General features: G+C 50.7%; 16 protein-coding genes, 1 tRNA gene and 1 pseudogene. 17 read left to right on the top strand and 1 reads right to left on the bottom strand.

Features of this window, described 5'->3' with window-relative positions; translation table 11 throughout:
• The 7 genes and pseudogenes from ACP5D0_RS01430 to ACP5D0_RS01400 form a co-directional block, all read left to right on the top strand.
• A pseudogene (locus ACP5D0_RS01430) lies at positions 1-467 on the top strand (tryptophan synthase subunit beta); the annotation flags it as partial.
• Position 468: 1 nt separating this feature from the next.
• Positions 469-1,287, top strand: coding sequence for a tryptophan synthase subunit alpha (gene trpA / locus ACP5D0_RS01425; protein ID WP_472363765.1), 819 nt, complete (start codon positions 469-471; stop codon positions 1,285-1,287).
• A 49-nt stretch (positions 1,288-1,336) separates the two neighbouring features.
• Entirely contained in the window at positions 1,337-2,191 is an 855-nt protein-coding gene (gene accD, locus ACP5D0_RS01420) for an acetyl-CoA carboxylase, carboxyltransferase subunit beta (protein ID WP_472363764.1), read from the top strand.
• 8 nt (positions 2,192-2,199) lie between these two features.
• On the top strand, positions 2,200-3,522 hold the full coding sequence (locus tag ACP5D0_RS01415) for a bifunctional folylpolyglutamate synthase/dihydrofolate synthase (RefSeq protein ID WP_472363763.1): 1,323 nt from the start codon (positions 2,200-2,202) through the stop codon (positions 3,520-3,522).
• Between the two features lie 37 nt (positions 3,523-3,559).
• Positions 3,560-4,180 (top strand): SPOR domain-containing protein, encoded by a 621-nt coding sequence (locus ACP5D0_RS01410; RefSeq protein WP_472363762.1) that lies wholly within the window; start codon positions 3,560-3,562, stop codon positions 4,178-4,180.
• A 47-nt stretch (positions 4,181-4,227) separates the two neighbouring features.
• Positions 4,228-5,751, top strand: coding sequence for an amidophosphoribosyltransferase (gene purF, locus ACP5D0_RS01405; protein ID WP_472363761.1), 1,524 nt, complete (start codon positions 4,228-4,230; stop codon positions 5,749-5,751).
• A complete protein-coding gene (locus tag ACP5D0_RS01400) occupies positions 5,744-6,937 on the top strand; it encodes an O-succinylhomoserine sulfhydrylase (RefSeq protein WP_472363760.1) in 1,194 nt (397 codons plus the stop codon). Before purF ends, ACP5D0_RS01400 begins: the two co-directional genes overlap by 8 nt.
• A 48-nt stretch (positions 6,938-6,985) precedes the next feature.
• Here ACP5D0_RS01400 and yhbY read toward each other — a convergent pair whose 3' ends face one another.
• Positions 6,986-7,288, bottom strand: coding sequence for a ribosome assembly RNA-binding protein YhbY (yhbY, locus tag ACP5D0_RS01395; RefSeq protein ID WP_472363759.1), 303 nt, complete (start codon positions 7,286-7,288; stop codon positions 6,986-6,988).
• Between the two features lie 101 nt (positions 7,289-7,389).
• On the opposite strand from yhbY, the gene rlmE reads away from it, so the two are divergent.
• The 10 genes from rlmE to ACP5D0_RS01345 all read left to right on the top strand — a co-directional run bounded on the left by rlmE (position 7,390) and on the right by ACP5D0_RS01345 (position 15,444).
• The gene (gene rlmE / locus ACP5D0_RS01390; RefSeq protein WP_472363758.1) at positions 7,390-8,010 is read left to right on the top strand and encodes a 23S rRNA (uridine(2552)-2'-O)-methyltransferase RlmE; all 621 of its coding nucleotides are present in this window, start codon (positions 7,390-7,392) and stop codon (positions 8,008-8,010) included.
• 283 nt (positions 8,011-8,293) lie between these two features.
• Positions 8,294-10,267, top strand: a complete 1,974-nt coding sequence (gene ftsH / locus ACP5D0_RS01385; protein WP_472363757.1) for an ATP-dependent zinc metalloprotease FtsH — start codon at positions 8,294-8,296, stop codon at positions 10,265-10,267.
• 57 nt (positions 10,268-10,324) lie between these two features.
• Complete coding sequence (gene folP / locus ACP5D0_RS01380; protein WP_472363756.1) at positions 10,325-11,152, top strand: dihydropteroate synthase; 828 nt, start codon at positions 10,325-10,327, stop codon at positions 11,150-11,152.
• Positions 11,153-11,229: 77 nt separating this feature from the next.
• Positions 11,230-12,558, top strand: coding sequence for a phosphoglucosamine mutase (gene glmM / locus ACP5D0_RS01375; protein ID WP_472363755.1), 1,329 nt, complete (start codon positions 11,230-11,232; stop codon positions 12,556-12,558).
• Positions 12,559-12,629: 71 nt separating this feature from the next.
• Positions 12,630-13,391, top strand: a complete 762-nt coding sequence (gene tpiA, locus ACP5D0_RS01370) for a triose-phosphate isomerase (protein WP_472363754.1) — start codon at positions 12,630-12,632, stop codon at positions 13,389-13,391.
• A 1-nt stretch (position 13,392) separates the two neighbouring features.
• Entirely contained in the window at positions 13,393-13,710 is a 318-nt protein-coding gene (gene secG / locus ACP5D0_RS01365) for a preprotein translocase subunit SecG (RefSeq protein WP_472363753.1), read from the top strand.
• Between the two features lie 24 nt (positions 13,711-13,734).
• Positions 13,735-13,819: transfer RNA gene (locus tag ACP5D0_RS01360), tRNA-Leu, on the top strand.
• Between the two features lie 106 nt (positions 13,820-13,925).
• Complete coding sequence (locus ACP5D0_RS01355) at positions 13,926-14,282, top strand: NADH-quinone oxidoreductase subunit A (RefSeq protein WP_472363752.1); 357 nt, start codon at positions 13,926-13,928, stop codon at positions 14,280-14,282.
• The gene (locus ACP5D0_RS01350; RefSeq protein WP_029937666.1) at positions 14,273-14,749 is read left to right on the top strand and encodes a NuoB/complex I 20 kDa subunit family protein; all 477 of its coding nucleotides are present in this window, start codon (positions 14,273-14,275) and stop codon (positions 14,747-14,749) included. The genes ACP5D0_RS01355 and ACP5D0_RS01350 overlap by 10 nt, the downstream gene beginning before the upstream one ends.
• A gap of 23 nt (positions 14,750-14,772) precedes the next feature.
• Positions 14,773-15,444, top strand: coding sequence for an NADH-quinone oxidoreductase subunit C (locus ACP5D0_RS01345; protein ID WP_472363751.1), 672 nt, complete (start codon positions 14,773-14,775; stop codon positions 15,442-15,444).
• Positions 15,445-15,449 lie beyond the last annotated feature (5 nt).

Genomic DNA, 15,449 nt, shown 5'->3' with positions numbered 1-15,449 from the left:
TGTTCTATGATTTTCTGCCGGATGAGTCGGTTAAAATTTATGGTGTTGAAGCCGGTGGACACGGTTTGGATACCAATGAACATGCCGCGCCCTTGTGTAAAGGTAAGCCGGGCGTATTACACGGTAACCGAACCTATTTGATGGAAGACGAAAATGGCCAGATCATGGGGACGCATTCCATTTCCGCCGGTTTGGATTATCCGGGCGTTGGACCGGAGCACGCCTGGTTAAAAGACATTGGTCGGGTTGAATATGTGGCGATTAATGATGACGAAGCCATGCAGGGCTTTCGAGATTTGACCCGTTACGAAGGCATTATTCCGGCGCTGGAGACCAGTCACGCTTTGGCCTATGCCACCAAACTCGCACCGACGATGCGACCCGATCAGACGATTATCGTTAATCTGTCCGGTCGTGGTGATAAAGATATGAATACCATCGCGAAAATAGAGGGGTTTGAATTTTAACATGAATCGAATTGACACCACCTTGGCGGCATTAAAAGCGCAAGGCAAGACTGCTTTAATCCCTTACATCACTGCGGGGGATCCGCACCCGGATATGACCGTTTCGTTAATGCATGCGCTGGTGGAACAGGGCGCGGATATGCTGGAGCTGGGCGTGCCATTTTCCGATCCCATGGCGGATGGTCCGGTGATTCAAAAAGCCGTTGAACGGGCACTGGCCAATCGAGTGAGCCTAAAGGATGTGTTGCGCTATGTGACCGAGTTCCGCAAGACCGATGCTAATACGCCGATTATTTTGATGGGGTACTTGAATCCGATTGAGGCCATGGGGGTGGAAACCTTTGCGAATCAAGCAAAAGAAGCCGGTGTGGACGGTGTTTTGACGGTGGATATGCCCCCGGAAGAAACCAGTGGTTATCTGGCTGCTTTGCAGAGCGCCGATTTGAACCGCATATTTTTGGTGTCGCCGACCACGCCGGATGGTCGCTTGAATGCCGTCAATGAGATGGGCAGCGGGTTTGTTTATTATGTTTCATTAAAAGGGGTGACCGGATCAAAAGCCCTGGATGCCGCCGATGTGGCGCAGCATGTGGGGCACCTTCGTGACAAGACGGCGATGCCGGTGGCGATTGGTTTTGGGATTCGGGACGGTGACACCGCTTATCAAATGGCCAAGCTGGGAGATGCCATTATTGTTGGCTCGGCTTTGGTGAGTTTGATTGAAGAAAAAGCCGACCGCCCTTTGGCGGAGGTTGAATCGGTTCTGAAAGCGAAAATGCATGAGTTCAAACAAGCGATTCAGCGTGCGGATGACGAATAAACAGTGTGAATGGCGGGCGTAGTTTGTACACGGTCGTTTGGAGAAGAAAATGAGTTGGTTTGAGAAGATTTTACCCAGTATCAAGCAGGTGACGGATCGAAAGAAAAACGTTCCGGAAGGATTGTGGACCAAGTGTCCGAAGTGCGAAAGCACTTTGTATCGCGCTGAGGTCAAACGAAATCTTGAGGTGTGTCCTAAGTGCGACCATCACATGCGTTTGGGTGGGCGTGAGCGTTTGTTGAGTTTTTTGGATGACGATACGGCCATTGAAATCTCCGCCAATATCGCACCGGTCGATGCACTGAAATTCAAGGACATAAAGACCTATAAAACACGTTTGGCACAAGCGCAAAAAGCCACGGATGAAAAAGATTCGTTTATCACCATGGTCGGTGAGATTCAGGGGCTGGAAGTGGTCTCGGGTGCGTTTGAATTCAAGTTTATGGGCGGTTCCATGGGATCGGTGATGGGCGAAAAATTCGTTCGAGCCGTCAATGAAGCCATTGAGCGTCGCTGTCCATTGATTGTGTTTTCCGCCAGTGGTGGTGCGCGTATGCAGGAAGCGTTGTTTTCGTTGATGCAGATGGCGAAAACCAGTGCGGCTCTGGGTAAGTTGCGCGAGCAGCAGTTGCCGTTTATTTCCGTGCTGACGGATCCGACTATGGGTGGGGTGTCGGCCAGTTTTGCCATGCTCGGGGATTTGAACGTGGCGGAGCCAAAAGCCCTAATCGGGTTTGCCGGACCGCGTGTCATTGAGCAAACGGTGCGTGAAAAACTGCCGGAAGGCTTTCAGCGTAGCGAATTTTTACTGGAACACGGTGCCATCGATCGTATCATTCATCGTCATCATCTCAGTCGCGAATTGGCGTCCGTTTGTCGCATTTTGCTTAAAAAACCCGCTTGAACTGGGTTGTGTCTGAGGGTTCTGTGACACCGGATTTCAACTCCAGTTTGCAAACTTGGCTCGATTGGTTGCTGACGCGCCACCCTGAGGAGATCGATTTAGGGCTGGAGCGGGTATCAATGGTCGCCGATGCTTTGGGGCTGACATCGCAACTTCCCACTGTAGTTACGGTAGCGGGTACCAATGGCAAAGGGTCGAGCGTGGCGATGCTGGATGCGATTTATCGTGCTGCGGGGTATCGAACAGGCCGTTTTACATCACCGCATTTGTTACGGTTTAATGAGCGCGTTCAGTTGTCGGGTCAAGACGTTGATGACCAATCGTTGGTCGCAGCGTTCTGTGCTATCGAAGCGGCTCGGGGTGACATTAAGCTCACTTTTTTTGAATGTGCGACCCTGGCGGCGTTATGGGTGTTTTCGCAAACCCCTCTGGATGTGGTCTTATTGGAAGTCGGTTTGGGCGGCCGTTTGGACGCGGTGAATCTGGTGGATGCGGATGCCAGCTTGATCACCGCCATTGATGTGGATCATCAGGAATGGCTGGGCGCGGATCGGGTGCAGATCGCTGTGGAGAAAGCCGGTATCATGCGTTCGGGAAAACCGAGCGTGTGTTCGGATCCGACGGTGCCCGAGAGTTTGCTGGGTTATGCGCGGCAGCATCAGGTGCCGTTGCAATGGTTAGGACGGGATTTTCATTATGAGGAAAATGACCAGGCCTGGTCATTTTGTCAAGGATCGGTTCAGCGTGATGATTTGCCTTTTCCCGCTTTGAACGGACGCTTTCAGCGTCAGAATGCCGCAGGTGTGCTAGCGGTGATCGAGGCGCTTCAATCGGTGTTGCCTGTTTCGGAGGTTGCGATTCGTCAGGGGTTGCAGCAAGTGTCTCATTTAGGTCGGTTACAGCATTTGCAGCGCTTTGGCCAGGATTGGTGGTTGGATGTGGCGCATAACCCTCAGTCGGCACAAGCATTGGGCACCTTTGTCGGGCAAATGGCGGCGAGCGAGGCTTTTACCAGGCCTGGTTATTTTGATGTGGCGATTTTTTCGGTGTTGGCGGATAAAGAGGTGTTGCCGATGGTGCAAGCGCTGGCACCCTATGTTTCGTGTTGGGCCTTGGCCGACTTGGGTGTGCCGCGCGCCCTGCCGTTAATGGATTTGGAAGCCGTGTTATGGCAGGCAGGCGTTGCGCCGGAGAATATTGTAAAATACACCAGTATTTCTGAAGCGGTTCAGGCGTATGCCGAATCGGTCGAATCCGCACGCCTTCGCCTGCTGGTTTGGGGCTCTTTTTACACGGTTTCACAAGCATTGGCTCGTTTCGAAAATGACTGATTCAAATTCGCATTCCATGCCATCCGAAAAGGATGTTATGAAGCATCGATTGACCGGTGCTTTTGTTTGGCTGGGGTTGCTGGTGATCGTGGTGCCGATCTGGTACAACAATCCGGTAAATTTTAACCCAGAGGCCGAACAGGCGTCGCCTGAGAGAAATCAAAAAACGCTGGTGGCGGACAAGCCGTTTCTGATTCCTGAGCCTAGAGGATCGGAGCAAACGGCGGCCAATGCGGAAAAAGCGGAGTCGGTGTCCGCGCCCGAACCGGATGTCGCGCCGCCCCGTCAGCCGTCTTCGACAGCCGCATCCGCATCGAAAGAATCGGCGAACGTCAGTCGTCCAAGCTCAGAGGCCGCTGAGGCAAAACCCCAAGCGCCGACTAAGGTGGCGTCAAACTCGGTAGAGACGGCCGATGAATCAGAGTCCGAATGGATTCTCCGCTTGGTGGCTTATCGTCATAAAGACATGGCGGATGGATTGCACGAACGCTTGAAATACGATTATGAAGCCTATGTAAAGTATTTTCCGGACAGCCGATATTACTCAGTTCGGGTTGGGCCTTATGCGTCTAAACAACAGGCTTTAAAAGATCAAAAACGTTTGGATGGGCTGTTGAGAATACAGTCGCAGTTGGTTAGGTTTAAGCGGACGCCCTAGCCGCTTAAACAGACAGAAATGGGCGATTAAATCGGAGAAAACTCACCATGTGCGGGATTGTCGGGATTGTATCAAACACACCGGTTAACCAGGAGATCTACGACGCTTTAACGGTGTTGCAGCACCGTGGGCAGGATGCTGCAGGTATTGTGACCTGTGAAGCGGGGCGGCTGTATCAACGCAAGGATAACGGCTTGGTTAAGGATGTGTTTCGCACTCGCCACATGCGTGATCTGCACGGTAATATGGGCATAGGTCATGTGCGTTACCCAACCGCAGGAAGCTCGTCTGGCGCTGAGGCGCAACCGTTTTATGTCAACTCACCTTACGGCATCGCGATGGGGCATAACGGCAATCTGACCAATGCGGAGCAGTTGGGCAAAGAGCTGTATGAGCAGGACTTGCGTCACTTGAATACCAACTCCGATTCGGAAGTGCTATTGAATGTGTTTGCGCATGAGTTGATGCAGCAAAAAAAATTGTTTGTCGATGCAGAAGATATTTTCAGCGCCATCGCTCGTGTGCACAAGCGAGCGCGTGGCGGTTATGCGGCCGTGGGTGTTATCCCGAGTGTTGGTCTGTTCGGTTTTCGGGATCCGTTTGCGCTGCGTCCAATTGTGGTGGGACAACGCCGCACGGACAGCGGTATGGATTATATGGTGGCGTCTGAAAGTGTGGCGTTGGATGCGGCCGGTTTCAGCTTGATGAAAGATTTGGAGCCGGGCGAGGCGGTTGTGATCAGCGAATCGGGTCACATTCAATTCAAACAGTGCGCGGATGCCCCGCAATACAGTCCCTGTATTTTTGAATTTGTGTATTTTGCCCGGCCGGATTCGATGATTGATGATATTTCGGTCTATAAATCGCGTTTGCGCATGGGGGAAAAGCTGGCGGATCAGATTTTGCGTGATTGGCCGGACAATGACATTGATGTGGTGATGCCGATACCGGATACCAGCCGAACCGCCGCTTTACAATTAGCGGACATGTTGGGCAAGCCTTACCGAGAAGGCTTTATTAAGAATCGTTATATTGGACGCACCTTTATTATGCCTGGACAAACCTTGCGCAAAAAATCCGTTCGTCAAAAGTTGAATGCGGTGCCACTGGAGTTTGAAGGCAAAAATATTTTATTGGTGGACGATTCCATTGTCCGTGGCACCACGTCGGGCGAGATTGTCCAGATGGCGCGAGAGGCCGGCGCTAAAAAGGTCTATTTTGCGTCGGCGGCACCCGCCGTGCGTTATCCGTATGTCTACGGTATTGATATGCCCAGTGCTTCCGAGTTGGTTGCCAATGGGCGCGACAATGATGAAATCGCCGCTTACATCGGAGCCGACCGTCTGTTTTATCAAGATTTGGATGATTTGATTGAAGCGGTCTGGCAAGGCAATAAATCGATCAAGGAATTTGATACGTCTTGCTTTAGCGGCTGTTACGTGACGGGCGATATTACCGCGGAATATCTGGCGTCTTTGGATCAAAATCGCAACGATTCGGCACAGAGTCTTCAAAAGCAAGTCGGGCGCGAACCCGTTGGTATCTACAATGGTAATGGGCGAGATGACTGAAGATTACGATTTGGAAACCTTGGCGATACGCTTTGGTTATGATCAGACGCAGGAGCAGGAAAATTCCGAAGCGATTTTTCCGACATCCAGTTTCCGTTATCAATCGGCGCAACAGGCCGCGAATCGTTTTGCCGGCACAGAAGTTGGCAATGTTTATTCTCGATTTACGAATCCAACGGTCAGAGCCTTTGAAAACCGATTGGCTGTTTTGGAAAAAGGCGAGAGCTGTGTGGCCACCGCTTCCGGCATGGCGGCGATTTTGTCGGTATGCATGGGGCTGTTGCAAGCCGGTGATCACCTTGTTTCTTCTCGCAGTGTTTTCGGGACGACAAAGGTTTTGTTTGAGCGTTATTTAACACGATTTGGCATTGATGTGACGTTTGTCGATCTGACTAACCAAGACGCTTGGGCGGCGGCGATTCGGCCCAATACCCGGTTATTGTTTTTGGAAACCCCATCCAATCCGCTGACGGAAGTGGCTGATTTGAACGATTTGGCGGATCTGGCAAAGGCGCATCAAGCTTTATTGGTGGTGGATAATTGTTTTTGCACCCCAGCTTTGCAAACCCCGCTGACACTGGGGGCGGATCTGGTGGTGCACTCCGCCACCAAGTTCTTGGACGGTCAAGGGCGCGTGATTGGTGGCGCGGTGGTGGGGTCGGAGGCTTTAATAGAGGATGGTGTGCGAGGCGTGATTCGAACGGCCGGGCCTTCGATGAGTCCGTTTAATGCGTGGGTGTTTTTAAAAGGGCTGGAAACTCTGTCGCTTCGGATGGAAGCGCATTGTGATCGCGCCTTACAGCTGGCGGAATGGTTGCAAACCCATCCTGCGGTGGAATCGGTGTTTTACCCAGGCCTGGCGTCTCACCCACAGCATGCGCTCGCTCAGTCTCAGCAAAGTGGTTTTGGCGGTCTTTTGTCTTTTCGGGTGATTGGCGGCCGTGAAGCGGCCTGGCAGGTGATAGACGCGACTCAAATGATTTCAATCACGGCCAATCTCGGGGATGTGAAAACCAGTATTACCCATCCGGCCAGTACCACTCATTGCCGAGTCGCCGTCGAAGAACGGCTGGCCTGCGGCATCAGTGAAAATCTATTGCGGATTTCGGTTGGACTGGAAAGTTTGAAGGATATTCAAGCCGACTTGGCGAGAGGTTTGGACGCGCTGGCGGTCAATCAAACTTGAACTCGTTTGATGAGTCACTGCGCGGTTTGCGTGAGCGCGAATGGCGAATCATTTGGGCAACTGAAACTGCGATTCGTCGTTTTGACGGAAAATAATACAGGTTTTTCCAATCGTTTGAATCAGCTGGGAACCGGTGTTTTCAATCAGGTGTTCGATTATGCGCTTGCGTTCCTCCCGGTCGGAAGAGGCGATTTTGATTTTGATCAGCTCGTGGTGCGTCAGGGTGCTTTCCAATTCCAGCATGAGGTTGTCGGTTACACCGTTGGCGCCAATTAAAATGGTTGGGTTTAGGCCATGACCAAGACCTTTTAAAAAGCGTTTTTGGGTGTTGGTGAGTTTTTTAGATGACATTGAATTTCCAAGAAAGAAGAGTGTGAATGACCCGGTTGAAAGGTGGCCGGGGGATGAATTTCGATAAAACCGTATTTTAGCGGAAAAAGTGATAAAACACGATGGCAAGAAGTAAATCCAGTGCGAGCTGGTTAAAAGAACATTTTGATGACTATTATGTGAATAAGGCCAAACAGGATGGCTGGCGTTCCCGAGCCATCTATAAATTACAGGAAATCGACGAAAAAGACCGCCTGTTTCAAAAGGGCATGACCGTAATTGACTTGGGTGCCGCGCCCGGCGGTTGGTCACAGTGGACGACCCAGCGTGTCGGTGAGAGTGGCGGTGTGTTTGCCTTGGATATTTTGCCTGTTGAACCCTTTGCTGGGGTGACGTTTATTCAGGGGGATTTTCAGGAAGACGCCGTCTATCAAGCGTTGCTGGCGGCTTTGGATGATCGTGAAGTGGATTTGGTGATGTCCGATATGGCACCGAATATGACGGGGAATAAAGGGGTGGATATTCCCCGTGCCATGTATTTGGTGGAGCTCTGTGTCGAGTTAGCCGAGCAGGTGCTCAAGCCGGAAGGGGATTTGCTCATGAAGGTGTTTCAAGGAGAGGGGTATGAGGCGCTTTTGAATCGGTTAAGAACCGATTACACCAAAGTCCTTACGCGTAAACCCAAAGCATCGCGGCCAAGAAGCAAGGAAATTTACGTTTTAGCCCGCGGTAAAAAAGCTTGATCTGAAGGTTAAGATTCGAGCTTAACAGCGGTCATAATCAAGCTTGGCAATGGTTGTGATTAAGAAAAACAATCAGGTTTGACGGCCTCTAATAAACGTTATTAATGACGTTTTGTGGTAAAGTGATCGCAATTAACTCGGAAACGTTTATAAGTTAGGCTAAGTTCGGCACTGTCGCGCCTGCGCCTTGATGCAAAATGACGAATTTTCGAGTTAACCCGATGGTAACGGTTTCGGGTTAACAGACAAAAACACCCAAAGTGTTAGATTCCAAAGGTGGATTATGAAAAATGATATGTTGAAAAACATTTTAATTTGGACAGTGGTCGCGACGGTGATGTTGTCCATTTTTAACCATTTCAGCAGCCAGAAACTTTCTGGAAGCACTTCTCAGCTAGCCTATTCGGACTTTATCGACCAAGTCAGACAGGGAGCGGTCAGTCAGGTTTCGATTGAAGGGGGCACCATTCACGGTGTTTTCACCGACGGCAAGGCTTTTACAACCTATAACCCCGGTGATGCCGGTTTGATGGGGGATTTGCTGAATAATAATGTGAAAGTGACGGCGCGGCCACCTGAAAAGCAAAGTTTGCTGATGCAAATTTTCATTTCCTGGTTCCCGATGTTGTTGTTGATTGCCATTTGGATTTTCTTTATGCGCTCCATGGGCGGCGGTTTGGGCGGCAAAGGCGGTCCTATGTCGTTTGGTAAAAGCAAGGCGCGTATGTTGACGGATGATCAGGTGAAGGTCACGTTGGATGATGTGGCCGGTGCGGATGAGGCCAAGGAAGAAGTCGGGGAGATTGTGGATTTCTTGCGCGATCCGGAAAAATATCAGAATCTTGGCGGTAACATTCCACGCGGCGTTCTGATGGTGGGACCACCTGGAACGGGTAAAACATTGCTGGCCAAAGCCATTGCCGGTGAAGCCAAGGTGCCGTTTTTCAGCATTTCCGGTTCCGACTTTGTGGAAATGTTCGTCGGGGTAGGGGCGTCTCGTGTGCGTGATATGTTTGAGCAGGCGAAAGCGCATTCGCCGTGTATTATTTTCATCGATGAAATTGATGCCGTGGGTCGTAGTCGTGGTGCTGGCATGGGCGGTGGCAACGATGAGCGCGAACAGACACTGAACCAAATGTTGGTGGAGATGGATGGTTTCGAAGGCAGTGAAGGCATCATCGTTATCGCGGCGACTAACCGTGCGGATGTCTTAGATCCGGCTTTATTGCGTCCAGGGCGTTTTGACCGTCAAGTCACGGTTGGTTTGCCGGATGTTCGCGGTCGCGAGCAGATTCTGAAAGTGCACATGCGAAAGGTGCCTTTGGCTGAAGATGTGCGTCCGAGCTTTATTGCGCGTGGTACGCCTGGTTTTTCCGGGGCAGACCTGGCAAATTTGGTGAACGAGGCTGCGTTGTTTGCGGCGCGTAATAATGATCGATTGGTGACGCAGTCCCACTTTGAGAAGGCCAAAGACAAAATCCTCATGGGGGTCGAGCGTAGAAGCATGGTCATGAGTGAGGATGAGAAAAAACTCACCGCTTATCATGAAGCCGGTCATGCCATTGTCGGCTATTTGGTGCCCGAACATGATCCGGTTTATAAAGTCAGTATTATGCCGCGCGGACGAGCGCTGGGCGTGACCATGTATCTTCCGGAAGAGGATTCATACAGTTACAGTAAACGTAAGCTTGAAAGTCAGTTATCGAGTTTGTACGGTGGCCGTATTGCGGAAGAAATGATTTTCGGTGCCGATGCGGTGACCACAGGCGCGAGTAACGACATTATGCGAGCCACGCAGATTGCTCGTAACATGGTGACCAAGTGGGGGCTGTCCGATAAGTTGGGGCCTTTGATGTACGAAGAGGACGATAATGGTTCCTTGATGGGGACTTCTCGTAACGCTAATGTCTCCGGTGAGATTTCGAAAGAAATCGATCACGAAATCCGTCACTTGATTGATCGTAATTATCAGCGATCTCAGCAGATTCTTACGGAAAAGCTGGATGTGTTACATGCGATGGCAGACGCCTTGATGCAGTATGAAACCATTGATGCCGATCAGATTAAAAATTTGATGGAAGGCAAGGAACCAGGTGAGCCGAAAGATTGGCATGAACGTTCTAATGACTCGGATGATCCCTCCTCGTCGGCGGTGGTGTCGGGTGATGGTGTCTCTGACGCAAAGGCCACACACGATTCGCAATCGGATATGACCTCTGACGAGGGCGTTGAAGGTGGTGAGCCGAAATTGCATTGAAGCAATTCGGTGTAATGAAAAACCCCTTAACTGGGGTTTTTTTATGGGGAGATTGGTGTGAATTTGATAGAAAGGTTGCAGGAAGCGCATCAGGCTAGACCGCTGGTAATGGGGATTTTGAATGTCACGCCGGATTCCTTCTCCGACGGCGGGCAGTTTGTTTCCAAAGAGGCGGTCATTCAACAGGTGGTGGCGATGACAGAGGCCGGAGCGGACATCATTGATGTGGGCGGGGAATCGACCAGGCCTGGTGCTGAACCGGTGCCTCTGCAGATGGAATTGGATCGGGTGATGCCGGCGATTGAGTGGGTGAAGCAATATTCAGATGCGTATGTGTCGGTGGATACCTATAAGCCCGAGGTGATGCAACAGGCTTTGAGGCTCTCGGTTGATCTGATTAATGACATCAATGCGTTGGAAGCGGAGGGTGCGATGGCGCTGGTGTCGCAGTCCGATGTCGCAGTGTGTCTGATGCACAAAAGTGGCGACCCTCAGACAATGCAATCGCAGCCGGATTATCCTCAGGGGGTGTTTGATGCGGTTTATGACTACCTCAGTGAACGTGCCCGAGCCTGTGAGATGGCGGGGATTCAATCGTCTGCTATTTTACTGGATCCCGGGTTTGGTTTCGGTAAGAACCTGAGTCATAATGTGACCTTGTTTGAGCGTCTCGAAGAGTTTACGGCGTTAAATTACCCCTTGCTGGTGGGGGTCTCGCGAAAGCGTATGATTGGTGAGTTATTGGGTGAGCTGCCGGTAGACAAACGCCTGGTCGGCAGCGTCGCAGCCGCGAGTCTGGCAGCCATGAAAGGCGCAAAGGTGGTGCGGGTGCATGATGTGGCTGAGACGGTTCAGGCTTTGGAGGTCACCTTGGCGCTTTTGTAAAATCGGTTCGTTGGGGGCACGATCGCCCGCCCTTGCAGCTGAGTATGGAATGGTTTGCAGCGTGATATGGAAGCATTATGAAAAAAAAATATTTCGGAACGGATGGAATTCGTAATCAGGTGGGTAAAGGTTTGATTCGCCCAGATCAAGTGTTGAAGCTTGGCTGGGCAACGGGTCAGGTTTTGAAGTCGCTGGGTGGTTCGAAGGTGATGATCGGTAAGGATACGCGCATTTCCGGTTATATGTTTGAGTCGGCACTGGAGGCAGGGTTTATTTCAGCTGGCATTGATGTGTTGCTGCTGGGCCCCATGCCGACGCCGGCCATTGCTTATTTGACGCAAACGTTTCATGCGGATGCGGGGATTGTCATCAGTGCTTCTCACAACCCGCATTACGATAACGGCATAAAATTTTTCGGTGCCAACGGTCAGAAAATTTCCGATGAAATGGAACTGCAAATTGAGAAAGTGTTTGAGCAGGAGTTAACCATTTGTGACTCCTCCGAGTTGGGGCGCGCCCGGCGAATTGATGATGCGCCAGGGCGCTATATAGAGTTTTGTAAAAGTACGTTTGACAGTGCTCGTAAATTGGATGGCATTAAGCTGGTGTTGGATTGCGCTCATGGAGCCACCTACCATATTGCACCGGCGGTTTTCACTGAGCTGGGAGCCGAAGTGGTGACGATTGGGGTGCAACCTAATGGTGTGAATATCAACCAGGAGTGCGGGGCAACCGATCTGGAGCAATTGCAGGCTAGAGTGCTGATGGAGAAGGCGCAATTGGGCATTGCCTTTGATGGCGACGGCGATCGTGTCATGATGGTGGATGAGCAAGGTGCGGTTTTGGATGGTGATGAAATACTCTACATTTTGGCGAGCACCGCTCCCCCTTCTGTCAAAGGGGTTGTGGGAACGGTCATGAGTAATCTTGGGCTTGAAAAGGCGCTGCAGGAAAAAGGAATAACATTGCATCGAACGCCCGTGGGCGATCGTTATGTGATGTCGGCGTTGGTGGAACGTGGATGGTTGCTGGGGGCTGAGCCTTCAGGTCATGTGCTTTGCCTGAATAAGACCTCAACGGGCGATGGGATAGTGGCGGCACTTCAGGTGGTGGCGAGATGGTTGTCTTCCGGGCATCGACTGTCCGAACTGAAAGCGGGCATGAAAAAGTATCCCCAAATTTTGAAAAATGTGCGCATTGATGGGTTGGCCGATATTCAGTCGAATCAGGCTTTGGAGGCGGCTGTGAAAGCGTCCGAGCTCAGAATGGGCGGTAAGGGGCGAGTATTGATTCGTGCTTCGGGCACGGAGCCTTTGATTCGGGTGATGGTGGAAGGTGAAAATATCGAGCAGGTAGAGAAGGAAGTGTCTGAATTGACACGTGTTGTCGAAACAGAATTTTGTTGAAATTGTCAAGATTGTAATTTAAAAAAGAAACCGCTAATATAGGTGGAATTTTGCGTCGGAGACTAAATGGAATGAGACGATTATTCGTTGCGGGTAACTGGAAAATGCACGGGGATAAAGCCTCAATCAAGCACTTAGTAACTGGACTGAACGCTCAGGCCGAAACCGTTGGGGAAGTGGATGTGGCGATTTGTCCGCCGTCTGTTTATCTGGATTATGTCCAGTCCTGTCTGACGGTTGGAGCCGTTTCTCTGGGGGCTCAGAATATGGCGGTGGAGCCAGTGAGTGGGGCTTTTACCGGCGAAATTTCCGCAGCAATGCTCAAGGATGTGAGTTGCGAATATGTTATTCTAGGACATTCGGAACGTCGCGCGCTTTTTGGTGAAACGGATACGGTTATTGCGCAAAAGGTTAAGACGGCTTTGGCCGCTGGGCTGACACCGATTTTATGCGTCGGGGAAACATTGGAAGAGCGTGAATCTGGTCGCCTGGAAACGGTGATTTCAACCCAGATGCGTGCTGTTCTAGATGTGGTTGGGGTCGCGGCTTTTGAAAAAATTGTGGTCGCTTATGAACCGGTCTGGGCCATTGGCACAGGCAAAACGGCCTCCGCTGAACAGGCGCAAGAGGTGCATGCCTTTATTCGTGGTCTGGTTGCAGGTGACGATGCAGGTGTGGCGGAAAAGTTAGTGATCCAATATGGCGGCAGTGTTAAGCCGGACAATGCGGCTGAATTGTTTGATCAGCCGGATATTGATGGCGGCCTGATTGGTGGTGCGTCTTTGAATGCGGATGACTTTATCGCCATCTGTCGTGCAGCGGGAGCACAATAATATGTTTCAGATCGTTTTGGCGATTCATCTGGTCATCGCGTTTATTTTGATTGTATTGGTGCTGCTGCAACACGGCAAAGGCGCAGACGCCGGTGCCAATTTCGGAGGCGGGTCATCGCAATCTGTTTTTGGTAGCAGCGGCTCCAGTGGCTTTTTACTGAAGGTGACGTCTGTGGTAGCGGTGGTCTTTTTTGTCACCAGTCTGACACTGGCTTATCTGGGAGCGCAACAGGCCAAAGGTTATGAAAGTGTTGTGACCAAGCCAGTGACGCAGAAACTTGAAGAGACAGCGCCGAATACACCGGTTGTACCGGAGTAAAACGAATTTTAATTAATTGAATTAGCCGATGTGGTGAAATTGGTAGACACGCTATCTTGAGGGGGTAGTGGCGAAAGCCGTGCCGGTTCAAATCCGGCCATCGGCACCATATTTAAAATCTGCCAGGCCTGGCAGATTATTGATGCAGTGAGTGCAGGACTGTGCTTACACCATCAAGACGATGCTTAGTCTTGAATCAGAGGGGCTTGAAACCTATGCTAGAAAATTACTTACCCATTCTTGTTTTTATTGTTCTGGGTGTTTTGTTCGGGGTTGGGCCTATTTTAATTGGCTATCTACTCGGTCCGCAGAAGCCGGATTCCGAGAAGCTTTCTCCTTATGAATGCGGCTTTGAAGCCTTCGAGGATTCTCGAATGAAATTTGATGTCCGCTTCTATCTAGTGGCGATTCTGTTCATTATTTTCGATCTTGAAATCGCCTTTCTCTTTCCGTGGGCCATTGCTTTGGAAGAGGTCGGTACCTATGGCTTGCTGGCCATGGCGGCCTTCTTGTCCTTACTGGTCGTTGGATTTATCTACGAATGGAAAAAAGGAGCGCTCGAGTGGGAATAGAAGGCGTTTTGAAAGAAGGGGTGGTGACCACCTCTGCAGATAAATTAATCAACTGGGCACGAACGGGTTCCTTATGGCCGATGACATTTGGCCTAGCCTGCTGTGCGGTTGAAATGATGCACGCTGGTGCGGCTCGCTACGATTTAGACCGTTTCGGGATTATTTTTCGACCGAGCCCGCGTCAATCGGACGTGATGATCGTCGCCGGAACACTCGTTAATAAAATGGCGCCTGCTTTGCGTAAAGTGTACGATCAAATGGCAGAACCTAGATGGGTCATTTCTATGGGGTCTTGCGCCAACGGCGGAGGTTACTATCATTATTCGTATTCGGTCGTGCGAGGGTGTGACCGCATCGTCCCTGTCGATATATATGTCCCAGGCTGTCCGCCAACGGCTGAAGCCTTGCTCTATGGCATTATCCAATTGCAGAATAAAATTAAACGCACCAATACCATCGCGCGTTAGTTTTTGCCTAACAGGAAAATGATATGAAACAATCGGTACTCGATTTACAAGTTCGTGTTCAAGCGCTTCTAGGGGAACAGCTAGTGTCATCTGACATAGTGTTCGGTGAGTTGACACTTGAGGTTTCGGCTTCAGAGGCGTTTTCGGCGCTTGAGTCGATTAAAAATACGTTGCAGTTTGCACAACTCATTGACTTGTGTGGCGTGGATTACCTGGCGTACGGCGAGGTTACTTGGGAAACACGAAAAGTGACATCCCAAGGTTACAGTCGAGGCGTTTTTGACTTTGAAGACACTGAGGAAGCTTCCGAATTGGAGCAACCCAGACGATTTGCCGTTGTTTATCATTTGTTGTCCATTGAGGATAACCTTCGGCTGCGCGTCAAGGTCTACCCAGATGATACTCGCTTGCCGGTAGTGGATTCTGTGGTGTCACTTTGGGCGTGTGCGGATTGGTATGAGCGCGAAGCTTTTGATTTGTTTGGCATTGTTTTCCAAGGGCACCCTGATTTAAGACGAATTTTGACCGACTATGGTTTTGTGGGTCACCCTTTGCGCAAGGATTTCCCACTGATTGGGCAGGTTGAGATGCGTTATGATGCTGACCAGTCACGTGTGGTTTATCAGCCGGTCTCAATTGAAAATCGCGTCAATGTTCCGCGTGTTATTCGCAGTGATGCTGAACCTAATGGATAAGTTGA

The organism is Hydrogenovibrio sp. (genome assembly GCF_049975065.1).
Classification (GTDB): domain Bacteria; phylum Pseudomonadota; class Gammaproteobacteria; order Thiomicrospirales; family Thiomicrospiraceae; genus Hydrogenovibrio.
This window is presented reverse-complemented; position numbering and strand designations above follow the sequence as displayed.